Below are 21,604 nucleotides of genomic sequence, written 5' to 3'. Positions count from 1 at the left end.
AGTCACGTGCTTCACCGCCGTATGCTTTTGCCAAAACCGTGCAGATCGCTGCAGTCAGTGTTGTTTTACCGTGGTCAACGTGACCAATTGTACCTACGTTGACGTGCGGTTTAGTCCGTTCAAACTTACCTTTTGCCATGATTTATCTCTACTATGTTTTCAGGAAAACAAAAATTTATAGACCAGCCCGTTTATACAACAGACTGGCCTTAACGTGTTATTTATTTTGCACGCGCGCTGACAACTTCATCAGCTACATGCTTAGGAGCTTCAGAGTACTGCTTGAACTCCATGCTGTACGTAGCACGACCCTGGGTCTGAGAACGCAAGCTGGTTGAGTAACCAAACATCTCGGCCAGAGGAACCTCTGCCTTGATGATTTTGCCACCACCAGGAATGTCTTCCATACCCTGAACCATACCGCGACGGGATGACAAGTCACCCATCACTGTACCGGCGTACTCTTCTGGCGTTTCAACATCAACAGCCATCATGGGTTCTAGCAGCACTGGATCAGCGCGGCGCATACCCTCTTTGAACGCCATGGAACCAGCCAGACGGAAGGCGTTTTCGTTCGAGTCCACATCGTGGTAAGAACCGAAGAACAGCGTTGCTTTCACGTCTACTACTGGGTAACCAGCGATCACACCAGCAGGTAGTGTTTCGCGGATACCTTTATCAACGGCAGGAATGTATTCACGTGGAACCACACCACCTTTGATTTCGTCAACGAACTCGTAACCACCACCAGCTTCCAGTGGCTCAAGTTTCAGTACCACGTGACCGTATTGACCACGACCGCCGGACTGACGAACAAATTTACCTTCAACTTCTGGACAAACCTTACGGATTGTTTCGCGGTAGGCCACTTGTGGCTTACCAACGTTAGCTTCAACGTTGAACTCGCGACGCATACGGTCAACCAGAACTTCCAAGTGCAGCTCACCCATACCAGAAATAATAGTCTGGCCGGATTCTTCATCACTTGTTACGCGGAAAGAAGGATCTTCCTGCGCCAAGCGAGACAAAGCCACACCCATTCTTTCTTGGTCGGATTTGGTTTTAGGTTCAACAGCCTGAGAAATCACAGGCTCAGGGAACACCATGCGCTCCAGAACGATATGGTTCTGCATGTCGCACAGAGTTTCACCGGTAGTAACTTCTTTCAAACCCACCACCGCAGCGATATCACCCGCTACCAGCTCTTTCAGTTCAGCACGGTTGTTCGCGTGCATCTGCAGAATACGGCCGATACGCTCACGCTTGCCTTTCACTGAGTTGTACACAGTGTCGCCAGAGCGCAGAACGCCGGAGTACACACGCACAAACGTCAATTGACCAACGAAGTTATCTGTCATCAGCTTAAATGCCAATGCGGACAGAGGAGCTTCATCGTCAGCAGGACGAGAGATAGGATTGCCGTCATCGTCTTCACCAGCCACGTCAGGGATATCCACTGGGGATGGCATGTAGTCGATTACAGCATCCAGCATGCGCTGAACACCTTTGTTTTTGAACGCAGTACCACACAGCATTGGCTGGATTTCGCCAGCAATAGTACGAGTACGGATACCGAAATGCAGGTCGGCCTCGGACAGGTCGCCTTCTTCCAGGTATTTGTTCATCAACTCTTCGCTGGCTTCAGCTGCAGCTTCAACCAGGTTTTCGCGCCATTTGTTGGCATCGGCAACCAAGTCTGCAGGAATATCAACGTATTCAAATTTCACGCCCAGGCTGGCTTCATCCCAAAGGATAGCCTTCATTTTGACCAGATCAACTACGCCTTTGAATTCATCTTCGGCGCCGATAGGCAAAACAACAGGCACAGGACTAGCTTTCAAACGTAGTTTGAGCTGTTCGTACACTTTGAAGAAGTTAGCACCAGTACGGTCCATTTTGTTGATGAACAACAAACGTGGCACACCGTACTTGTTAGCTTGGCGCCATACTGTTTCGGACTGTGGCTGCACACCGCCCACAGCACAATACACCATTACTGCGCCGTCCAGAACACGCATGGAACGCTCTACCTCAATGGTAAAGTCCACGTGCCCGGGGGTGTCAATAATGTTGATACGGTGCTCTGGGTAATTGCCAGCCATACCGCTCCAGAACGCTGTGGTAGCAGCAGAGGTAATGGTAATACCACGCTCTTGCTCTTGCTCCATCCAGTCCATGGTTGCGGAACCCTCGTGGGTTTCGCCCAGCTTGTGGCTTACACCAGTGTAAAACAGGATGCGCTCTGTCGTTGTGGTTTTACCGGCGTCAATGTGTGCCGAAATACCAATATTACGATAGCGATCGATGGGGGTTTTGCGGGCCATGATTTTGTCCTTTGATTACCAACGGAAATGGCTGAATGCCTTGTTGGCTTCGGCCATTCTATGCGTGTCTTCACGCTTTCTCATTGCACCACCACGACCTTCTGCGGCATCCAGCAATTCGCCAGCCAAACGCAGGTCCATGGATTTTTCGCTGCGTTTTTTAGCAGCTTCGCGTACCCAACGCATGGCCAACGCCAAACGACGGACAGGACGAACTTCAACAGGCACTTGATAGTTAGCACCACCAACACGGCGGCCTTTAACTTCAACTACAGGTTTTACGTTATTGATTGCAGCGGTGAACACTTCGATCGGATCTTTGCCGGCTTTTTCCTGGATTTGATCGAGGGCACCATACACGATGCGTTCGGCAACAGCTTTCTTACCGGACAACATCACGATATTCATGAATTTTGCGAGTTCTACGCTACCAAATTTAGGATCTGGCAGGATTTCTCTTTTGGGTACTTCGCGACGGCGAGGCATAATATTTCCTTGTGACTATTCAGTTGAGCCGCTTTTCACGGTCTTGGCCATTCATGACAAATGACCACTTACATGCCTTTGCATCAGGACAGCAAAGGCTGCACGGACACGGGCCAGATTATCCGGCCAGCAGAAAGCAGTAAATTACTTCTTAGGACGTTTCGCGCCGTATTTGGAGCGAGCCTGTTTACGATCTTTCACGCCTTGCAGGTCAAGTGCACCACGAACGATGTGATAACGCACACCTGGTAAGTCTTTTACACGACCACCGCGGATCAGAACGACCGAGTGTTCCTGCAGGTTGTGGCCTTCACCACCGATGTACGAAATAACTTCGTAACCGTTGGTCAAGCGAACCTTGGCGACTTTACGCAGAGCAGAGTTAGGTTTTTTAGGGGTTGTTGTGTACACACGGGTGCAAACACCACGACGCTGCGGGCAGTTCTCGAGGGCAGGACTTTTGCTGCCTGGACGAGATACGGCACGCGGCTTGCGTACTAATTGACTAATGGTTGGCATAGCCTCGACGTATCCTTTACGTACAAAAACGAACATATCCTTGCGACAGTATTCGTGTCGCCGGGACGACTTGCACAGAACCGCCCACAACGAACATTTACGTAAAAGAGCGGGCCTGGCAACAAAGGACCACAGAGCAGGGTTTACCGATTAACGTATTGCCATCACAATACAACTCTGACAGCACATGTTGATACGAACCGTAGCAACATGAATTAAAAGGCGTAGCTAAAACAAGCTTTTTTGGGCCTATATAGATGCTTCTACATAGACATAACCCCGTGCACTGGGTTTATTTACCTAGGAATACCGGCAAAGGATCCCATGAGTAAGCTAGCCAATTTACCACGCAAATGTTTTCTGGGTCAATAGTTTATGCACGGAACGCCAGTGTTTGCGCGGGCTGCGTGACGCTAAAGTAACGGGTAGTTGCATACGATACCCGGCCCCCTAGGGGGAAAAGTTATACTTCCTACAATTTCTTGCTTTTAATATTAATGCCCATGAATATTGCCTCCTTGGAAGACGATCCAGTACAAAGCGAAATGATCGTCAAGACACTGGACTCAGCCGGCTACACCTGCTCGCCCTTCCATACTGGAAAATCATTGTTGGCAGCATTAGCTAAGCCGCACGATTTCAACGTGCTGGTATTGGACTGGGAGCTCCCTGACATGAGCGGCCTAGATGTATTACACTGGGTGCGGTCTAAATTAGGTTATGCTCTGCCCGTGTTGTTCTTAACCAGCAGAACCGCCGAGGAAGACTTGGTGATTGGGCTGCAAGCTGGTGCAGACGACTACATGGGTAAGCCCATTCGGCCTGCCGAGCTACAAGCCAGAGTTCAAGCCCTGTTGCGCAGGATGAACCCGGTTACACCTTCTACAGACTCTTTTGAGTTTGGTCCTTACAGTATTGATCCTGCTGCCGGTGCCATTACGTTGCACGGTGAAGCTGTAGAGTTGGCTCCTAAAGAGTTTGAGCTAGCTCTGTTGTTGTTTCGCAATCCTGGTAGGTTGTTTTCCCGTGATGTACTCAGTACCGCTGTATGGAACCGCGAAATTCCGGCCACCTCACGTACTTTGGATACTCACCTTTCTAACATTCGACGCAAGTTACAATTGCGTCCCGAAAACGGTGTGCGTTTGAACGCTTCTTATGCACTGGGCTATCGCCTAGAAACCGTTAACGAGCTCTAAAAACATAAACGCTATATAACTATGCTTAAACATCTCGCCCTCGCTTGTTTCACTACATTTAGCTTGTTAGCCGGCACGACCAGTGTGGCCCAGCCCTCTGGCGCCGAGGGCGACGATTTTATCTATAACGTGCGGTCAGGCGATACGCTCTCTGCCCTATCAAAGTTATATACAGGTCAAAGCAACCACTGGCGTACATTGCAAAGCTTAAATAATGTGGCTGATCCATTGGCATTGCCTATTGGTAAAGCACTACGTATTCCGTTTTCGCTGATCGCCGAAGTACCCGGCCAAGCACGTATCAGTCACTACAGTGGCGACATCACCATCAACGGCCAGCGCCCGCAAACTGGCGGCATGCTGAAAGAAGGTGATTCCATTGTGGTAGGCAGCAATGCTTTTCTGACATTGCAGTTAAGCGATGACAGTACCATTACCTTGCCACCTTCCAGCAACCTAAGCTTGAAACGTCTACGCGACTTTACTCATGCAGGTTTGACTGACTCTATCATTGAGCTGGAAAAAGGCGAGTTGGAAACCCGTGTGGCGCCGGACCATCGTGGTGTGGGTCGTTTTGAAGTACACACACCCGTTTCCGTTACTGGCGTTCGCGGTACAGACTTACGTGTGCGTAGCCACGATGACCGCAGTATTACTGAAGTTATCAGTGGTAGAGCCAAGTTGCAGACTGATGCTGCTAACCAAGCCATGTATATCAAACCCGACCAAGGGACTATCGTGAAAGCATCTGGCGAAGTCAGCACCGGTAACTTGTTGCCAGCGCCTGCTATGAGTGAACCCGAGCGTGGCCCCAACGGTTGGCAAGTGTCTTTCCCTGCACTGCCTGGCGCAGATGAATACTTGGTACAAGTAACGCTGGATGAGGAAGGTTCACAGATCTACTCTCGTCAAACCACCACCGATACTACCGTTAGCTTCCATGCTGGCGGCACGGGTACTCACTACGTACGCGTGAGGGGTATTGCGGCAGATGGTCTAATGGGGCGTGATGCCGTAGCCAGTTTCCCAGGCCAAATGGTCTTACAAAGCTCTGACGGCTCACCTATTATGAGTAGCTTCGACCTTCCTGTCACACTGCAAGAATACTAGGCTGACCATTTTGTATGCGCAAGACAGCCTTGCCTCTACGTCCACCTTCCGGCTCCAGTTCGCTGGGGCGTCAGGTGCTACTAGAGTGGCGAATCATGACGTTTTTCTTGATTCTGCTGACTATCTTGCTCATACAGTTCAAAGACGTTTTAAAATTATCCCAAGTCGATAGCACTTTTTACGACTTCTACATGAAACTGGCGTTGCCAGTTTCAGAACCCGATCCTGATATTGCTCTCGTGGTTATTGACGAGGGTAGTCTGCAGCAAATGGGGTACTGGCCTTGGCGCCGTGCTGAGCACGCAAACCTCTTGGAAAACCTCAGCCAAGCTAAAGCTGTAGGCTTCGATATTCTCTTCCAAGATTACAACCCAGCCTACCCTCAAGACGACCTCACCTTTGCGAACGCCATCAAAAATCATGGCCGTACTGTACTGCCTAGCATTGTTAGGCCTGACAGCACCCCCGCTACGGTAGATAAACCCGTCTCACCACTTGCTGAAAGTGCAGCTGAGTTAGGTTTTATCAATATTTACCCCGATCCGGACGGTGCAGTACGTCGCATTTCTCTGTACACCACAGATGGTGAACAAACGTTTTCACATATTATTCCTGCCATGCTTAAAGCGGGTGGTGAAGAGCAGATTGCCGATGCGTTGCTAGCCGCTAAGCCTACTGAATACATGATTAACTTCTCAGGGCCGCCGGATCATTATCAGACCTATCCCTATTCGGCCGTCGCTAATGGGTTAATACCCGCTGAAGAGTTCAAAGACCGCTATGTGTTAGTCGGGGCATGGAGCAGCGGCCTAGGTGATTACTACCCTACTCCACGTTCATGGGTAGACCGTACCAGCATGGCTGGTGTAGAAATTCTTGCCAATGCACTCAGCAACGCTCGTGATGACAATTGGATTAAGCCTCTACCCACATGGCTAGTTATCGTCTTAAATATCATTCCCATCTATTTGGTATGTTTGATACTGATACGGTTCTCACCCCGTAAAGCCTTTCTCACCACTACAGCGCTGTGGTTGATACTCGTAGGTTTAGACTGGGCGTTACTGCAGTTCCTCAACTTCTGGCTGCCCATTTCAAGCAGCTTGGTTGTAATGATGCTGGCTTACCCCGCATGGCACTGGCGCAGCCAAGAAACCGTATTGCGACATATTAATCACGAACTTTCAGTACTCAGCGCGCAAGACTCCGCCTTACGTTTAGCCTTAGAAGCCAAAGCCCCTACAGAAACTCTACCGGCACGACTGAGCTTTCTACACCGAGGGATTGAGCTCTTGCGCGAAGCCCAACAACGCCGTGAGCAAACACTGCGATTCATTTCGCACGATATGCGCGCACCGCAGAATTCTATTTTGGCATTGGTGTCCTTACAGCGTTCGGGACAAGAGGCGCTAGATGAAAAACAGTTGCTGGGCAAAATAGAATCATATGCCTCTAACACCTTAGAGCTTGTGAATAACTTTATGGACTTGGCTCGTGCTGAGGCTATGGAAATTGAATTCCACGACGTTAATTTGGGTGATGTGCTAGCCGATGTGTACGACGATGCATGGTCACGCGCTAAAGCCAAACACATTGAAATAGCATTCGACACTACCGAAGAACAACTGTACGTGTACGGAAATGCCACCATGCTGCGCAGGACCTTCAACAACTTGGTGGATAACGCCATCAAATACAGTTCGCCCAATACCACAGTACGCTGCACGCTTACCCAAGAAGACAACTACGCTGTGGCCAGTATTAAAGACCAAGGCTGGGGTATTCCTGATCATCTACAACCTACCATCTTCCAAGCCTTTAATCGCGCTCACAGCACCGCTGAGGATGCTCCGGTAGGCAGTGGTATAGGTTTAGCGTTTGTACAGACAGTGATACAGCGTCACCGTGGCTACATCACATTAGAAAGTGAAGAAGGCAAAGGCAGTACCTTTACCGTCAAACTGCCCATCAGCGAAGAAGCAGAGTAAGCCGGTAGCCTATGCGACTCTTAATGGGTAAGAGTCTGCTCATCTTACTGCCGTAGAAAATAGGCATGAATGTGCATCTCAGCAGCAACGCTCTCATCGGCTGCACTATCTATCAAAGATAGCATTTTTTCTGTTTGCTGCTCCTCTACATAGACCACAATAGTGGATTGAGTTACCCAAGCACTCAAAAAGGCCAGGGCTAACTACTTGCCCAGCTCCAATTCCACAGACACCGCCTACCTTTATAGGCCTCATGCGCTCTTAGAGGCGATCCAGCGCCGTTTAGATCGGTACTCCATACACAATCAGCCTAAGCCCATACTCACGATGTAGGGCTCTGTACACTCGGTACAGCCACGCGACCTGCGTAGACTGAATCTACAACCCATCATTCTTTCCAGTCCCCACAAACAACAACCCCCTGTACTCGAAAGTAGCAGGGGGTTGTTGATGCAGTCTAGAGACAGCTAACTAGGATTATTCCTCGTCGCCTGTATCTACCGATGCAGAGGCTTCAGGTTCCGTTGAGGCAGTTTCTTCAACATCCATGAATGGATTGTTGTCGCTCATGAACGGGTTTTCCTGTGCACGTGCTGCCTGACGCTCAGCCTGTTCGAACACTTCCTTGTTGTGGCGGGCATTGTGATATGCCATACCAGTACCAGCAGGAATCAAACGGCCAACGATCACGTTCTCTTTCAGACCACGCAGTTCATCACGTTTACCCATGATGGCTGCTTCGGTCAGTACTCGTGTGGTTTCCTGGAAGGAAGCCGCAGAGATGAAGGAGTCTGTGGACAGAGAAGCTTTAGTAATACCCAGCAATACGTTTTCGTATGTTGCAGGGATCTCATCTTTAGCAACTACTCGATCGTTCTCGTTCAGCAACTCGGAACGCTCTACCTGTTCACCCGTGATGAACTCAGTATCACCAGCATCAGTAATGTGAACACGACGCAGCATCTGGCGAACAATCACTTCGATGTGCTTATCGTTAATCTTCACACCCTGCAGACGGTAAACGTCCTGCACTTCGTTAACGATGTAGCTAGCCAACTGCTCAATACCTTTCAAACGCAAGATATCGTGCGGATCAGCTGGACCGTCAACAATGGTTTCACCCTTGTTCACAACTTGACCGTCGTGCACCAGAACCTGTTTCTCTTTAGGAATCAGGAACTCGTGGCTTACGCCTTCCAAGTCAGTGATGATCAGACGCTGCTTACCTTTAGTGTCTTTACCGAAGGAAACCGTACCAGTAACTTCTGCCAGCAAGCCAGCATCTTTTGGTGAACGAGCTTCAAACAGTTCAGCCACACGTGGCAGACCCCCGGTAATATCGCGAGTTTTCTGGGATTCCTGAGGAATACGAGCCAGAATTTCACCCACGCCCACCTGCTGCCCGTCACGCACTGTAATCAACGCGCCCACTGGGAAGGAGATGTTTACCATGTGGTCTGTACCCGCAATCTTGATCTCTTCGCCTGCTTCATTCAGCAGTTTGATCTGCGGACGTACGGATGTTTTACCACCGCGAGTCTTAGGTGTAATCACCACCAATGTGGACAGACCAGTAACTTCATCAACCTGACGAGCTACCGTTACGTTCTCTTCGATGTTCTCGAAGCGTACGGAACCGGAGTACTCAGACACGATTGGACGAGTCAATGGATCCCAACTTGCAACGCGTTGACCAGCTTTGACGCTCTCGCCATCCGCCACGGCAATGTTCGCACCGTAAGGGATTTTGTGGCGTTCACGTTCGCGACGGTTGTCATCGTAAATGATGATTTCGCCAGAACGGGAGATCGCAACTTTCTCGCCTTTGCTGTTGGTCACATAACGCAAGCCGATGGCAAAGCCAACGTGACCAGCAATTTTGGTTTCCACTGTGCTGGTTGTCGCTGCACGAGACGCCGCACCACCAATGTGGAACGTACGCATCGTCAACTGTGTACCTGGTTCACCAATGGACTGAGCAGCGATAACACCAACTGCTTCACCACGGTTAACCAACACACCGCGACCCAAATCACGACCATAACAATGTGCACACAGACCATGACGTGTTTCACATGTCAGTGGTGTACGGATCTTGACTTCGTCAATACCCAGCGCATCGATCTGTTCAACTTTATCCTCATCCAGCAATGTGCCGGCAGGGATTGCAGTTTCTTGTGTATCAGGATTGATGATGTCAGTAGCAGCCACACGACCCAAAATACGATCGCGCAACGCTTCAATAACTTCACCACCATCCAGTACCGCTTTCATGGTGTAACCGCTGGAAGTACCGCAATCGTCTTCAGTGATCACCAAATCTTGGGTCACGTCTACCAGACGACGAGTCAGGTAACCAGAGTTAGCCGTTTTCAGCGCCGTATCAGCCAGACCTTTACGAGCACCGTGAGTGGAAATAAAGTACTGAAGTACGTTCAAACCTTCACGGAAGTTCGCGGTAATAGGTGTCTCAATAATGGAGCCATCGGGCTTAGCCATCAGACCACGCATACCAGCCAACTGACGAATCTGTGCTGCGGAACCACGAGCCCCGGAATCAGCCATCATGTAAATAGAGTTGAAAGACTCTTGACGGACTTCATCCCCGTGACGGTCAATTACTGGCTCAGTTGCCAGTTGTTCCATCATGGCTTTACCAACGCGGTCACTGGCTTTACCCCAGATATCTACCACGTTGTTGTAACGTTCCTGTGCAGTCACCAGACCGGACGAGTACTGTTTATCAATCTCTTTAACTTCGTTACCGGCTTGCTCAAGGATTTCAGCCTTGACGGTAGGCACCACCATGTCACGCATAGAGATGGAAATACCACCACGCGTAGCCAGACGGAAACCAGACTGCATCAATTTATCAGCGAAAATCACTGTAGCGCGCAGACCGCAACGACGGAAAGACAGGTTGATCAGCTTGGAGATCTCTTTTTTCTTCAAAGTCTGGTTTAGAACTTTGAAAGAAAGGCCGTGAGGCAGAATCTCGGACAACAAGGCACGACCAACAGTGGTTTCAAAGCGTTGCAGCCTTTCAACCCACTCACCTGCTTCGTTTTTATCGTACTCAGGCAAACGCACAGTTACGCGTGATTGCAGTTCAACTTCGTGGTTGTCGTACGCACGTTGAACCTCAGCGACGTTGGCGAAGAACATACCTTCACCTTTGCCGTTGATACGATCACGCGTCGCGTAGTACACACCCAGCACGATATCCTGAGAAGGAACGATAGAAGGCTCACCGTTAGCTGGGAACAATACGTTGTTCGATGCCAGCATCAAAGTACGCGCTTCTAACTGAGCTTCCAAGGACAACGGCACGTGTACCGCCATCTGGTCACCGTCAAAGTCAGCGTTAAACGCCGCACACACTAATGGGTGCAACTGAATCGCTTTACCTTCGATCAGCATTGGCTCAAAAGCCTGAATACCCAGACGGTGCAGCGTAGGCGCACGGTTCAGCATTACTGGGTGTTCACGAATCACTTCTTCCAGAATATCCCAAACTACGGGTTCCTGATTCTCAACCATGCGTTTGGCGGCCTTGATGGTCTGCGCCAAATCCATTTTTTCCAAACGGTTGAAAATAAAGGGCTTGAACAGCTCCAGCGCCATCAATTTTGGCAGACCACACTGGTGCAGTTTCAATTGTGGACCCACAACGATCACGGAACGACCGGAGTAGTCAACACGTTTACCCAACAAGTTCTGACGGAAGCGACCGCCTTTACCTTTAATCATGTCAGCCAAGGACTTCAATTGACGCTTGTTAGCGCCAGTCATGGCTTTACCGCGACGGCCGTTATCCAGCAGCGAATCCACGGACTCTTGCAGCATACGTTTTTCGTTGCGCAGGATGATGTCCGGAGCTTTCAGTTCCAGCAGGCGTTTCAGACGGTTATTACGGTTAATGACGCGACGATACAAATCGTTCAGGTCAGAAGTCGCAAAGCGGCCGCCATCCAGTGGTACCAAAGGACGCAGTTCTGGAGGCAACACTGGCAACACTTCCAAGATCATCCAGTCTGGTTTGATACCGGACTTCTGGAAACCTTCCAGCACTTTCAAGCGCTTGGAAATTTTCTTGATCTTAGCTTCGGAGCCAGTGGCTTTCAGTTCAGCACGCAGAGTTTCTACTTCTCTATCGATGTCGATAGTGCGTAGCAACTCACGAACAGCTTCCGCACCCATCAGGGCTTGGAAGTCGTCGCCGTATTCTTCTGTTTTCGCGTAGTAATCGTCATCAGACATGATCTGACCGCGTTTCAGCGGAGTCATGCCTGGCTCGATCACGCACCATGCTTCAAAGTACAGTACACGCTCGATATCACGCAGAGTCATGTCCAGAACCATACCCAAACGGGAGGGCAGGCTCTTCAGGAACCAGATGTGCGCAACCGGGCAGGCCAGCTCAATGTGGCCCATGCGTTCACGACGTACTTTGGATACGGTTACTTCAACACCACATTTTTCGCAAATTACGCCGCGGTGTTTCAGTCGCTTGTACTTACCGCACAAACACTCATAGTCTTTTACTGGGCCAAAGATTTTGGCGCAGAACAGACCATCGCGCTCAGGGCGGAAAGTACGGTAGTTAATCGTTTCTGGCTTACGGACTTCACCGAAAGACCAGGAGCGGATTTTCTCAGGTGACGCGATACCGATGCGAATCGCATCGAATTGGTCATCCTGAGAGACCTGTTTAAAGAGATCGAGTAGCGCTTTCATTATTTACGCTCCAAATCCATGTCAAGCGACAAGGATCGAATTTCCTTGACCAGAACGTTGAATGACTCCGGCATACCGGCATCAATCACATGATCGCCCTTGACGATGTTCTCGTAAACTTTGGTACGGCCAGTGATGTCATCAGACTTCACAGTCAACATTTCCTGCAACGTGTAGGCTGCACCGTAAGCTTCCAGTGCCCAAACCTCCATCTCCCCGAAACGCTGGCCCCCGAACTGAGCCTTACCACCCAGCGGCTGCTGAGTAACCAAGGAGTACGGACCAGTGGAACGAGCGTGCATCTTGTCGTCAACCAAGTGGTGCAGTTTCAGGTAGTGCATGTAACCTACGGTCACAGGACGCTCAAACTGTTCACCAGTACGGCCGTCGAACAAAATCACTTGAGTACGGCTGTTGGCCAATTGCATTCTTTCGGCTACGTCATCTGGGTAAGCCAATGCCAACATCGTTTGGATTTCGTGCTCAGTTGCACCGTCAAATACCGGAGTAGCCAGAGGCACACCGTTGCGCAGGTTATGCGCCATGGAGATCAGCTCAGCGTCAGTCAACGAAGCGATGTCTGCATGTTTGCCAGTGGTGTTGTAGACTTTTTCCAGGTAAGCGCGCAGCTCAGCAACTTGATAACCTTTCTCGTTGCTCAGCATTTCGTTAATACGATCGCCCAGACCTTTAGCAGCCCAACCCAAGTGAACTTCCAGTACCTGACCCACGTTCATACGTGAAGGCACACCCAGCGGGTTCAGCACGATGTCTACAGGAGTACCGTCGGCCAAGTGAGGCATATCTTCTACCGGTACGATGCGGGAAACCACACCCTTGTTACCGTGACGACCAGCCATCTTGTCACCAGGTTGCAGACGACGTTTAACAGCCAAGTACACCTTAACCATTTTCAGAACGCCAGGAGGCAACTCATCACCTTGTGTGAGTTTCTTGCGTTTTTCTTCAAAGGCCAAGTCGAACTGGTGACGTTTCTGTTCCAGAGAGTCTTTAGTATGTTCCAGAACCAGCGCGTGCTCTTCATCAGCCAAGCGGATGTCGAACCACTGCCAGCGATCTAGATCAGCCAAGTACTCAGCAGTGATTTCACTGCCTTTAGCCAAACGACGTGGACCACCATTCACAACCTTACCGGTCAGGAATTTAGCAGTACGGTCGAAGGCATCGTCTTCCACGATACGCAACTGGTCATTCAAGTCTTGACGGTAACGACGCAGCTCATCATCGATAATGGACTGTGCACGTTTATCGCGCTCAATACCTTCACGAGTGAACACTTGAACGTCGATCACAGTACCTACCATGCCGGATGGCACGCGCAGGGATGTGTCTTTCACGTCAGATGCTTTTTCACCGAAAATCGCACGCAGCAGTTTTTCTTCTGGTGTCAGCTGAGTTTCGCCTTTAGGCGTTACTTTACCAACCAGAACGTCATCTGCACGTACTTCAGCGCCGATATACACAATACCGGAATCATCCAGACGGTTCAGCTGAACTTCGGACAAGTTGCTGATATCGCGAGTGATATCTTCAGGTCCCAGCTTGGTGTCACGAGCAACAACCGTCAACTCTTCGATGTGAACCGAAGTGTAGCGATCATCAGCCACAACTTTCTCGGAGATCAAGATCGAATCCTCGAAGTTGTAACCATTCCAGGTCATGAAGGCGATCTTCATGTTTTGACCCAGAGCCAATTCACCCAAGTCTGTAGACGCACCGTCAGCCAGAACGTCACCACGAGCCACTACGTCACCACGTTTTACGATAGGACGTTGGTTAATGTTGGTGTTCTGGTTAGAACGTGTGTATTTAGTCAGGTTGTAGATGTCTACACCTACTTCACCAGCAACGTTTTCGTCATCGTTTACACGAATAACCACACGCTCGGCATCCACGTAGTCTACCAAGCCGCCACGAGTGGCCATCACGGTAGTACCCGAGTCAACCGCAACAGTACGCTCAATACCGGTACCGACCAGAGGTTTCTCTGGACGCAAGCACGGTACAGCCTGACGTTGCATGTTGGCACCCATCAGCGCACGGTTAGCATCATCGTGCTCTAGGAACGGAATCAACGAGGCAGCGACGGACACGATCTGTGAAGGAGCAACGTCCATGTACTGCACGTTTTCTGGTGCAGTCATCAGCGTTTCGCCCGCTTCCCTACATGCCACCAGATCATCCACAAAGCGGTGATCGTCATCTAACTCGGAGTTAGCCTGAGCGATGATGTAGTTGCTTTCTTCAATAGCCGACAGATACACGATCTCGTCGGTAGCCTGACAATCCACAACTTTACGGTAAGGTGTCTCAAGGAAACCGTACTCGTTCAGACGCGCATACAGCGCCATGGAGTTAATCAGACCAATGTTTGGACCTTCAGGCGTTTCAATCGGGCACACACGACCGTAATGAGTCGGGTGCACGTCACGCACTTCAAAGCCGGCACGTTCACGAGTCAGACCACCAGGCCCCAGAGCGGATACACGACGTTTGTGTGTAATCTCTGACAACGGGTTAGTCTGGTCCATAAACTGGGACAACTGGCTAGAGCCAAAGAACTCTTTCACAGCTGCCGAGATAGGACGTGAGTTGATCAAGTCGTGAGGCATCAGGTTTTCGCTTTCAGCTTGACCCAAACGCTCTTTCACGGCGCGCTCAACACGTACCAAACCTGCACGGAATTGGTTTTCAGCCAACTCACCAACACAACGTACACGACGGTTACCCAAGTGATCGATATCATCGATCTGGCCAATACCGTTACGCAGATCTACCAACAGTTTGATGGTGTCTACGATGTCTTCGTCGGTCAGTGTGAGTGGACCTTCAATGCTTTCACCACGGCCCAAACGGCTGTTCACTTTCATGCGGCCAACGCGAGACAAATCGTAAGTCTCGTCGCTGTAGAACAGGCGTTGGAACAGCGCTTCAACCGCTTCTTCGGTTGGAGGCTCACCAGGACGCATCATGCGGTAAATTGCCACACGTGCAGCCATCTGGTCTGCTGTGTCGTCAGTACGCAGTGTCAGGGAGATATAACCGCCCTGATCCAAATCGTTGACGTACAGAGTTTCCAGCTCACGGATGTTTGCATCGCGAGCTTCGGCCAAAATGCCTTCAGTGATTTCGTCGTTTGCCTTAGCAATGATTTCACCCGTTTCTGGATTAACCACATTCTTGGCCAAAGTGCGGCCCAGCAGGTAATCTTCAGGAATGGAGATGTAATCAATCTTGGCATCTTCCAGCTGACGCAGGTGACGGGCATTGATACGTTTGTCTTTTTCAACAATAACGTTGCCATCGCGATCGGTCACGTCGAAACGCGCCACTTCGCCACGCCAGTGCTTAGCCACAAATTGCAAGCGACCGCCTTCACCCAACAGTTCGATGTGATCGAACTCGAAGAAGTGAGCCAAGATGGCTTCAGGGGTCATGCCGATAGCTTTCAGCAAGATACTGACAGGCATCTTACGACGACGGTCAATACGGAAGAACAGGATATCTTTTGGATCGAACTCGAAATCCAACCATGAACCACGGTAAGGAATTACACGAGCTGAGAAAAGCAATTTACCAGAGCTATGAGTTTTGCCCCGATCATGCTCAAAAAACACCCCAGGTGAACGGTGTAGCTGCGATACAATGACACGCTCAGTACCATTGATCACAAAAGAGCCGTTGTCTGTCATCAAAGGCATTTCGCCCATGTAGACTTCTTGCTCTTTAACTTCTTTGACTGTGGGTTTACTAACTTCGCGGTCCATAATCACCAGTCGTACCTTGGCACGCAAAGGCGATGCATAGGTCAGACCACGCATTTGGCACTCTTTCACGTCAAATACGGGCTCACCCAGCGTGTAGCTGACGAACTCCAGACGTGCCATGCCATTGTGGCTTACGATAGGGAAAATGGAATTAAACGCTTCTTGCAGACCTTCCGACTTACGTTCAGAAGAAATTGTTTCTCGTTGAAGAAACGTTCTGAAAGAATGTAGCTGGGTCGCCAGCAAATAAGGAACCTGCTGTACGTCTTCACGTTTGGCGAAGCTCTTGCGTATGCGCTTTTTTTCGGTATACGAATAAGGCATGAGCACTCCGACTCAAGGGTTACACGGGCCGTCAACCACGACCCTGGTTTACGACTCTAGAGAACCTGACTCAAGTAATAAAACTAGCTTACTAAAATCACAGGTTTTCTAGAGACGCGAAAGCCCGGGAAGGCAAAAAAGACACTTCCCGGGCATGTACTAAAGTCTTACTTAAGTTCGACTGCAGCACCAGCTTCTTCAAGCTTTTTCTTGGCGTCTTCAGCGTCAGCTTTGGACAGACCTTCTTTAACGTCTTTAGGAGCGCCGTCAACCAGGTCTTTAGCTTCTTTCAAGCCCAAGCCAGTCAATTCACGCACAACTTTAATAACGCTAACTTTGTTTGCGCCAACTTCTTTCAGGTGTACTGTGAACTCTGTTTGTTCAGCAGCAGCTTCGCCACCTGCAGCAGCAGGAGCAGCAACTGCAACAGCAGCAGCAGCAGCGGATACACCAAATTTCTCTTCCATGTCCTTGATCAGTTCGGACAACTCGAGAACAGTCATGTTTGCAACTGCATCGAGGATTTCAGCTTTAGTAGCCATGTTTCAACTCCAGATATTAGATATAAATGCCAGGTTTGGGTATCGTCCGATACAACAAAATTCCCTAAGGAAAGTAGCGCAATTATGCAGCTTCTTTCTGATCGCGTACGGCCGCCAGGGCACGTGCGAACTTAGTTGGAACTTCGTTAAGCGTACGCACAAATTGCGTGACAGGTGCTTGCATCGTGCCAAGCAGTTTCGCCAACAACTCTTCGCGAGAAGGCATTGTTGCCAATGCTTTAACGCCGTTAACATCCAGCAGGCTATTAGGCATAGCACCGCCTTTGATGACCAACGCGTCGTTAGTTTTAGCGAAATCTGACATGACTTTTGCCGCTGCAACTGGATCAGCACTGATGGCGTACATCAGAGGACCTACCAGTTGGCTAGACATATCTTGGAAAGATGTGTCTACCAATGCACGGCGAACTAACGTGTTTTTCAAAACACGCAGATACACGCCCGACTCACGCGCTTTTTTGCGCAATACGGTAACGGAAGCGACGTCCAGACCACGATACTCAGCGATAATGATCGATTGTGCCTGTGCTACTTGAGCAGCGACATCTTCGATAACTACCGCTTTCTCTTCACGATTGAGACTCACGGTTTGAACACTCCTATAAAGATGTCCGGACTTCTCCGGGACATCAACCGAATGCGGCGCACCTGGTCGAGTTTCTGAAGTAGAAATTCTTCCGCGGGCGCCGTCTACGTTGGATGGGATAATCCCGATTAAGGTTGCACAACACAGTTGCACAAAGCCTCCAACGGTCTTTGACAGCAGTAGCTGCTATATCAGCCAGCTACGCCCAAAGTTCTGTTTTGCTTTTCTGCTAGCGATTAAGCTTGCAGAGTAGCGATATCTACGCGTGCACCGCCGCCCATTGTGGACGAAACGGCTACTTTACGCATGTACACACCTTTAGCTGCGGCTGGACGAGCTTTGTTCAGCGCGTCAACCAAAGCTACCAGGTTTTCCTGCAATTTAGCTGTGTCAAAAGAGGCACGGCCAATTGTTGCGTGGATAATACCTGCTTTGTCTGTACGGTATTGGATCTGACCAGCTTTAGCGTTTTTCACAGCTGTAGCAACGTCAGGAGTTACTGTACCAACACGTGGGTTTGGCATCAGACCACGTGGGCCCAATACTTGACCCAGCGTACCAACGATACGCATTGTGTCTGGGGAAGCAATAACTACGTCGAAGTCCATTTGGCCAGCTTTAATTTGCTCAGCCAAATCTTCCATACCAACGATTTCAGCACCAGCTGCACGAGCTTCTTCAGCTTTTTCGCCTTGTGCAAAAACGGCTACACGCACGCTTTTACCTGTACCGGCTGGCAGAACTACGGAGCCACGAACCAATTGGTCGGATTTACGAGGGTCAATACCCAGCTGAACAGCAACGTCTACAGACTCATCAAATTTGGCAGTTGCCGTTTCTTTGATCAAGTTCAGTGCGTCGGAAACAGGGTACAGCTTGTTGCGATCGATTTTGGCAGCAATAGCTGCTGCGCGTTTGCTCAATTTAGCCATGACTGATTACACCCCTTCCACGATAACGCCCATACTGCGTGCAGTACCAGCAATGGTACGTACAGCAGCGTCCATATCTGCAGCTGTCAGATCTGGCTCTTTAGTTTTGGCGATTTCTTCGGCTTGAGCGCGTGTCAGCGTAGCAACTTTGTCTACGTTAGGACGAGCGGAACCGCTTTTCAGACCAGCAGCTTTCTTGATCAGAATAGTTGCTGGTGGAGTTTTCATGATAAAAGTGAAACTTTTATCAGCGTAAGCAGTAATAACAACTGGAATTGGCAGACCTGGCTCTACTTGCTGAGTCTGGGCATTAAATGCCTTACAAAATTCCATGATGTTCAGACCACGTTGACCCAGTGCTGGACCAATTGGTGGCGATGGGTTTGCTTTACCAGCTGGAACTTGCAGCTTGATAAACCCGACGATTTTCTTCGCCATGATGTACTCCTTGCGGGTGATAGTGCTATGTCAATTGACATAGCTCCCCGGGGTTAAAAATCAAGTCTTATCGACTTGGTCAAAATCCAGTTCTACAGGTGTGGAACGGCCAAAAATGGTAACCGAAACACGAACCTTGCTTTTTTCGTAGTTAACTTCTTCTACGTTGCCATTGAAGTCAGCAAATGGGCCCTCTTTAACACGCACCATTTCACCCACTTCAAACAACGTTTTAGGACGTGGTTTCTCGCCACCCTCTTCCATTTGCGACATAATTTGTCGCACTTCACGTTCAGGAATTGGGGCTGGACGGTTACCAGAACCTCCCAAGAAACCACTTACACGGTTAGTGCTACGCACCAAGTGCCAGGTATCATCGGTAAGATCCATTTCCACCAGCACGTAACCAGGGAAAATACGTCGTTCAGTAATTGTTTTTTTGCCGTTCTTTACTTCTACGACTTCTTCGGACGGGATAAGAATATCGCCAAAAGCGTGCTCAAGCTCGGCACGCTCAATCCGTTCTTTCAACGCTTTCTGCACACTTTTTTCCATACCGGAATAAACGTGTACTACATACCAACGTTTGCTCATGTGTGCCCTTTATTTCCAGCCTAAGAACAGGCTATAGATGACCCACTCAAGGCCTTTATCAATCAACCAGAGCAGAATAGCCATTACCGTCACGAACAGGAACACAATACCTGTCATTTGGGTAGCTTCTTTACGAGATGGCCAGTGTACGCGTCGGACTTCTTGATAGGAATCGCGAGCAAAACCAATCAATCGCTTGCCAGTTTCGCTTAGGAACACAATGAGGGCTGCCACGATTAGGGCGCCCACGAAGACACCAACCCGTACAAAAGCGGATTGCCCCTCTAACAAGGAGTAACCAACTATGCCAGCAGCGAGCACTAACACTGCAAGGCCCAGTTTTAGACGTTCTGGACCACGATTTACGGTTTCTACGTTGGTATTCGACATAATCCGACGATTAGACGTCACCAGAGTGTGACGAGTGACTGGGTGGCAGGGGCAGAAGGAATCGAACCCTCAACCTTCGGTTTTGGAGACCGACGCTCTGCCAATTGAGCTATACCCCTATACCTTGAAAACCGGTATGCATGAAACCCATACCGATAAGTGCAAAGAGGAATAATACCCTCTTTTGCACTTTTTGGCTACTACTTTATTTAATAATTTTGGCTACAACGCCAGCACCAACAGTACGGCCACCTTCGCGGATCGCGAAACGCAGACCTTCTTCCATAGCGATAGGCGCAATCAGCGACACTGTCATGGAAATATTATCGCCTGGCAGAACCATTTCTTTGTCTTCTGGCAGCTCGATAGTACCTGTCACGTCAGTTGTACGGAAGTAAAACTGTGGACGGTAGCCTTTGAAGAATGGTGTGTGACGACCGCCTTCTTCTTTGGACAGAATGTACACTTCAGCTGTGAAGTCTGTGTGTGGCTTGATGGAACCTGGTTTGGCCAATACTTGACCACGCTCAACGTCTTCACGTTTGGTACCACGCAGCAATACACCAACGTTATCGCCCGCTTCACCTTGATCCAACAATTTACGGAACATCTCTACGCCCGTGCATGTGGATTTTACAGTTTCGCGAATACCAACGATCTCGATCTCTTCACCAACTTTAACGATACCACGCTCGATACGGCCAGTTACCACTGTACCGCGACCGGAGATGGAGAACACGTCTTCAACAGGCATCAAGAATGCACCGTCAACTGCACGTTCTGGTGTTGGGATGTAGCTGTCCAGAGCTTCGGCCAAAGCCAAAACTGCTTGGCTGCCCAATGGGCCTTCGTCGCCTTCCAGTGCCAGCTTAGCGGAACCTTTAACGATTGGAGTATCGTCACCTGGGAAATCGTAGTTCGACAACAGCTCGCGAACTTCCATTTCTACCAGTTCCAACAACTCTTCGTCGTCAACCATGTCAGCTTTGTTCAGGAACACGATGATGTAAGGAACACCAACCTGACGGCTCAACAAGATGTGCTCACGTGTCTGAGGCATTGGGCCGTCAGCTGCGGACACTACCAGAATCGCGCCATCCATCTGCGCTGCACCAGTAATCATGTTTTTAACGTAGTCAGCGTGACCTGGGCAGTCTACGTGTGCGTAGTGACGTGCAGGTGTTTCGTATTCTACGTGAGAGGTGCTGATGGTAATACCACGAGCTTTCTCTTCAGGCGCTGCGTCGATTTGCGCGTAGTCACGTGCTTCACCGCCGTATGCTTTTGCCAAAACCGTGCAGATCGCTGCAGTCAGTGTTGTTTTACCGTGGTCAACGTGACCAATTGTACCTACGTTGACGTGCGGTTTAGTCCGTTCAAACTTGCCTTTAGCCATGGCAGACTCCTGAAGGGAATAGTGCAGAGAATAATGAGATGATTGTGGTGCCCATGACGCGAATCGAACGCGTGACCTCTCCCTTACCAAGGGAGTGCTCTACCCCTGAGCCACATGGGCACTTCTTTATCGAGTATCGATAAACTTGGAGCGGGTGAAGGGGATCGAACCCTCGTCTTAAGCTTGGAAGGCTTCTGCTCTACCATTGAGCTACACCCGCAGGTGATCCG

General features: G+C 49.8%; 16 protein-coding genes and 3 tRNA genes. 3 read left to right on the top strand and 16 right to left on the bottom strand.

The window, feature by feature from the left end; all coding sequences use genetic code 11:
* From ACLO87_RS14370 to rpsL, 4 genes are all read right to left on the bottom strand, one after another.
* Positions 1 to 139 (bottom strand): GTP-binding protein (locus tag ACLO87_RS14370; protein ID WP_430224075.1); only part of this gene is annotated, 139 nt, incomplete at its 3' end.
* Positions 140 to 221: 82 nt separating this feature from the next.
* Positions 222 to 2,324 carry an elongation factor G gene (gene fusA / locus ACLO87_RS14365; protein WP_430224061.1) on the bottom strand — a complete coding sequence of 701 codons (2,103 nt, stop codon included), beginning with the start codon at positions 2,322 to 2,324 and terminating at the stop codon, positions 222 to 224.
* Positions 2,325 to 2,339: 15 nt separating this feature from the next.
* The gene (gene rpsG / locus ACLO87_RS14360) at positions 2,340 to 2,810 is read right to left on the bottom strand and encodes a 30S ribosomal protein S7 (RefSeq protein WP_430224060.1); all 471 of its coding nucleotides are present in this window, start codon (positions 2,808 to 2,810) and stop codon (positions 2,340 to 2,342) included.
* A 144-nt stretch (positions 2,811 to 2,954) separates the two neighbouring features.
* Positions 2,955 to 3,329 carry a 30S ribosomal protein S12 gene (gene rpsL / locus ACLO87_RS14355; protein ID WP_135863562.1) on the bottom strand — a complete coding sequence of 125 codons (375 nt, stop codon included), beginning with the start codon at positions 3,327 to 3,329 and terminating at the stop codon, positions 2,955 to 2,957.
* 503 nt (positions 3,330 to 3,832) lie between these two features.
* Between rpsL and ACLO87_RS14350 the strand changes: the two genes are divergently transcribed.
* The 3 genes from ACLO87_RS14350 to ACLO87_RS14340 are packed head-to-tail and all read left to right on the top strand — an operon-like array spanning position 3,833 to position 7,626.
* Positions 3,833 to 4,528 (top strand): response regulator transcription factor, encoded by a 696-nt coding sequence (locus ACLO87_RS14350; protein ID WP_135863564.1) that lies wholly within the window; start codon positions 3,833 to 3,835, stop codon positions 4,526 to 4,528.
* Between the two features lie 21 nt (positions 4,529 to 4,549).
* Positions 4,550 to 5,638, top strand: a complete 1,089-nt coding sequence (locus ACLO87_RS14345) for a FecR family protein (RefSeq protein ID WP_135863566.1) — start codon at positions 4,550 to 4,552, stop codon at positions 5,636 to 5,638.
* Between the two features lie 14 nt (positions 5,639 to 5,652).
* Positions 5,653 to 7,626 (top strand): CHASE2 domain-containing protein, encoded by a 1,974-nt coding sequence (locus ACLO87_RS14340; RefSeq protein WP_135863568.1) that lies wholly within the window; start codon positions 5,653 to 5,655, stop codon positions 7,624 to 7,626.
* A gap of 477 nt (positions 7,627 to 8,103) precedes the next feature.
* Here ACLO87_RS14340 and rpoC read toward each other — a convergent pair whose 3' ends face one another.
* From rpoC to ACLO87_RS14280, 12 genes are all read right to left on the bottom strand, one after another.
* The gene (rpoC, locus tag ACLO87_RS14335) at positions 8,104 to 12,363 is read right to left on the bottom strand and encodes a DNA-directed RNA polymerase subunit beta' (protein ID WP_135863570.1); all 4,260 of its coding nucleotides are present in this window, start codon (positions 12,361 to 12,363) and stop codon (positions 8,104 to 8,106) included.
* On the bottom strand, positions 12,363 to 16,475 hold the full coding sequence (rpoB, locus tag ACLO87_RS14330) for a DNA-directed RNA polymerase subunit beta (RefSeq protein ID WP_135863572.1): 4,113 nt from the start codon (positions 16,473 to 16,475) through the stop codon (positions 12,363 to 12,365). The genes rpoC and rpoB overlap by 1 nt, the downstream gene beginning before the upstream one ends.
* A gap of 167 nt (positions 16,476 to 16,642) precedes the next feature.
* Complete coding sequence (gene rplL / locus ACLO87_RS14325) at positions 16,643 to 17,017, bottom strand: 50S ribosomal protein L7/L12 (protein ID WP_135863573.1); 375 nt, start codon at positions 17,015 to 17,017, stop codon at positions 16,643 to 16,645.
* A gap of 82 nt (positions 17,018 to 17,099) precedes the next feature.
* Positions 17,100 to 17,624: a 50S ribosomal protein L10 gene (rplJ, locus tag ACLO87_RS14320; protein WP_135863575.1), complete on the bottom strand. Its 525-nt coding sequence runs from the start codon at positions 17,622 to 17,624 to the stop codon at positions 17,100 to 17,102.
* A 236-nt stretch (positions 17,625 to 17,860) separates the two neighbouring features.
* On the bottom strand, positions 17,861 to 18,556 hold the full coding sequence (gene rplA, locus ACLO87_RS14315) for a 50S ribosomal protein L1 (protein WP_430224059.1): 696 nt from the start codon (positions 18,554 to 18,556) through the stop codon (positions 17,861 to 17,863).
* Positions 18,557 to 18,562: 6 nt separating this feature from the next.
* Positions 18,563 to 18,994 (bottom strand): 50S ribosomal protein L11, encoded by a 432-nt coding sequence (gene rplK / locus ACLO87_RS14310; RefSeq protein ID WP_135867107.1) that lies wholly within the window; start codon positions 18,992 to 18,994, stop codon positions 18,563 to 18,565.
* Between the two features lie 60 nt (positions 18,995 to 19,054).
* Complete coding sequence (gene nusG, locus ACLO87_RS14305; protein WP_135867105.1) at positions 19,055 to 19,588, bottom strand: transcription termination/antitermination protein NusG; 534 nt, start codon at positions 19,586 to 19,588, stop codon at positions 19,055 to 19,057.
* 9 nt (positions 19,589 to 19,597) lie between these two features.
* Entirely contained in the window at positions 19,598 to 19,978 is a 381-nt protein-coding gene (gene secE / locus ACLO87_RS14300) for a preprotein translocase subunit SecE (RefSeq protein ID WP_135867103.1), read from the bottom strand.
* Between the two features lie 43 nt (positions 19,979 to 20,021).
* Positions 20,022 to 20,097, bottom strand: a tRNA-Trp gene (locus ACLO87_RS14295).
* Positions 20,098 to 20,183: 86 nt separating this feature from the next.
* Entirely contained in the window at positions 20,184 to 21,374 is a 1,191-nt protein-coding gene (gene tuf / locus ACLO87_RS14290) for an elongation factor Tu (protein ID WP_135863859.1), read from the bottom strand.
* Between the two features lie 45 nt (positions 21,375 to 21,419).
* A tRNA-Thr gene (locus tag ACLO87_RS14285) sits at positions 21,420 to 21,494 on the bottom strand.
* Between the two features lie 26 nt (positions 21,495 to 21,520).
* A tRNA-Gly gene (locus ACLO87_RS14280) sits at positions 21,521 to 21,594 on the bottom strand.
* Positions 21,595 to 21,604 lie beyond the last annotated feature (10 nt).

It is taken from the genome of Paenalcaligenes sp. Me52 (assembly GCF_050487965.1).
Classification (GTDB): Bacteria; Pseudomonadota; Gammaproteobacteria; order Burkholderiales; family Burkholderiaceae_B; genus Paenalcaligenes.
The sequence above is the reverse complement of the archived record's forward strand: the minus strand, read 5'-3'. Positions and strand labels throughout refer to the sequence as shown.

Excerpts from the sequence above, each read along its gene's own strand:
- ACLO87_RS14350 (WP_135863564.1), top strand. The coding sequence starts at position 3,833 with ATGAATATTGCCTCCTTGGAAGACGATCCAGTACAAAGCGAAATGATC.
- rplL (WP_135863573.1), bottom strand. The coding sequence starts at position 17,017 with ATGGCTACTAAAGCTGAAATCCTCGATGCAGTTGCAAACATGACTGTT.
- rpoC (WP_135863570.1), bottom strand. The coding sequence starts at position 12,363 with ATGAAAGCGCTACTCGATCTCTTTAAACAGGTCTCTCAGGATGACCAA.
- fusA (WP_430224061.1), bottom strand. The coding sequence starts at position 2,324 with ATGGCCCGCAAAACCCCCATCGATCGCTATCGTAATATTGGTATTTCG.
- rpsL (WP_135863562.1), bottom strand. The coding sequence starts at position 3,329 with ATGCCAACCATTAGTCAATTAGTACGCAAGCCGCGTGCCGTATCTCGT.
- nusG (WP_135867105.1), bottom strand. The coding sequence starts at position 19,588 with ATGAGCAAACGTTGGTATGTAGTACACGTTTATTCCGGTATGGAAAAA.
- ACLO87_RS14340 (WP_135863568.1), top strand. The coding sequence starts at position 5,653 with ATGCGCAAGACAGCCTTGCCTCTACGTCCACCTTCCGGCTCCAGTTCG.
- rpsG (WP_430224060.1), bottom strand. The coding sequence starts at position 2,810 with ATGCCTCGCCGTCGCGAAGTACCCAAAAGAGAAATCCTGCCAGATCCT.
- rplK (WP_135867107.1), bottom strand. The coding sequence starts at position 18,994 with ATGGCGAAGAAAATCGTCGGGTTTATCAAGCTGCAAGTTCCAGCTGGT.
- secE (WP_135867103.1), bottom strand. The coding sequence starts at position 19,978 with ATGTCGAATACCAACGTAGAAACCGTAAATCGTGGTCCAGAACGTCTA.
- ACLO87_RS14345 (WP_135863566.1), top strand. The coding sequence starts at position 4,550 with ATGCTTAAACATCTCGCCCTCGCTTGTTTCACTACATTTAGCTTGTTA.
- tuf (WP_135863859.1), bottom strand. The coding sequence starts at position 21,374 with ATGGCTAAAGGCAAGTTTGAACGGACTAAACCGCACGTCAACGTAGGT.
- rplA (WP_430224059.1), bottom strand. The coding sequence starts at position 18,556 with ATGGCTAAATTGAGCAAACGCGCAGCAGCTATTGCTGCCAAAATCGAT.
- rpoB (WP_135863572.1), bottom strand. The coding sequence starts at position 16,475 with ATGCCTTATTCGTATACCGAAAAAAAGCGCATACGCAAGAGCTTCGCC.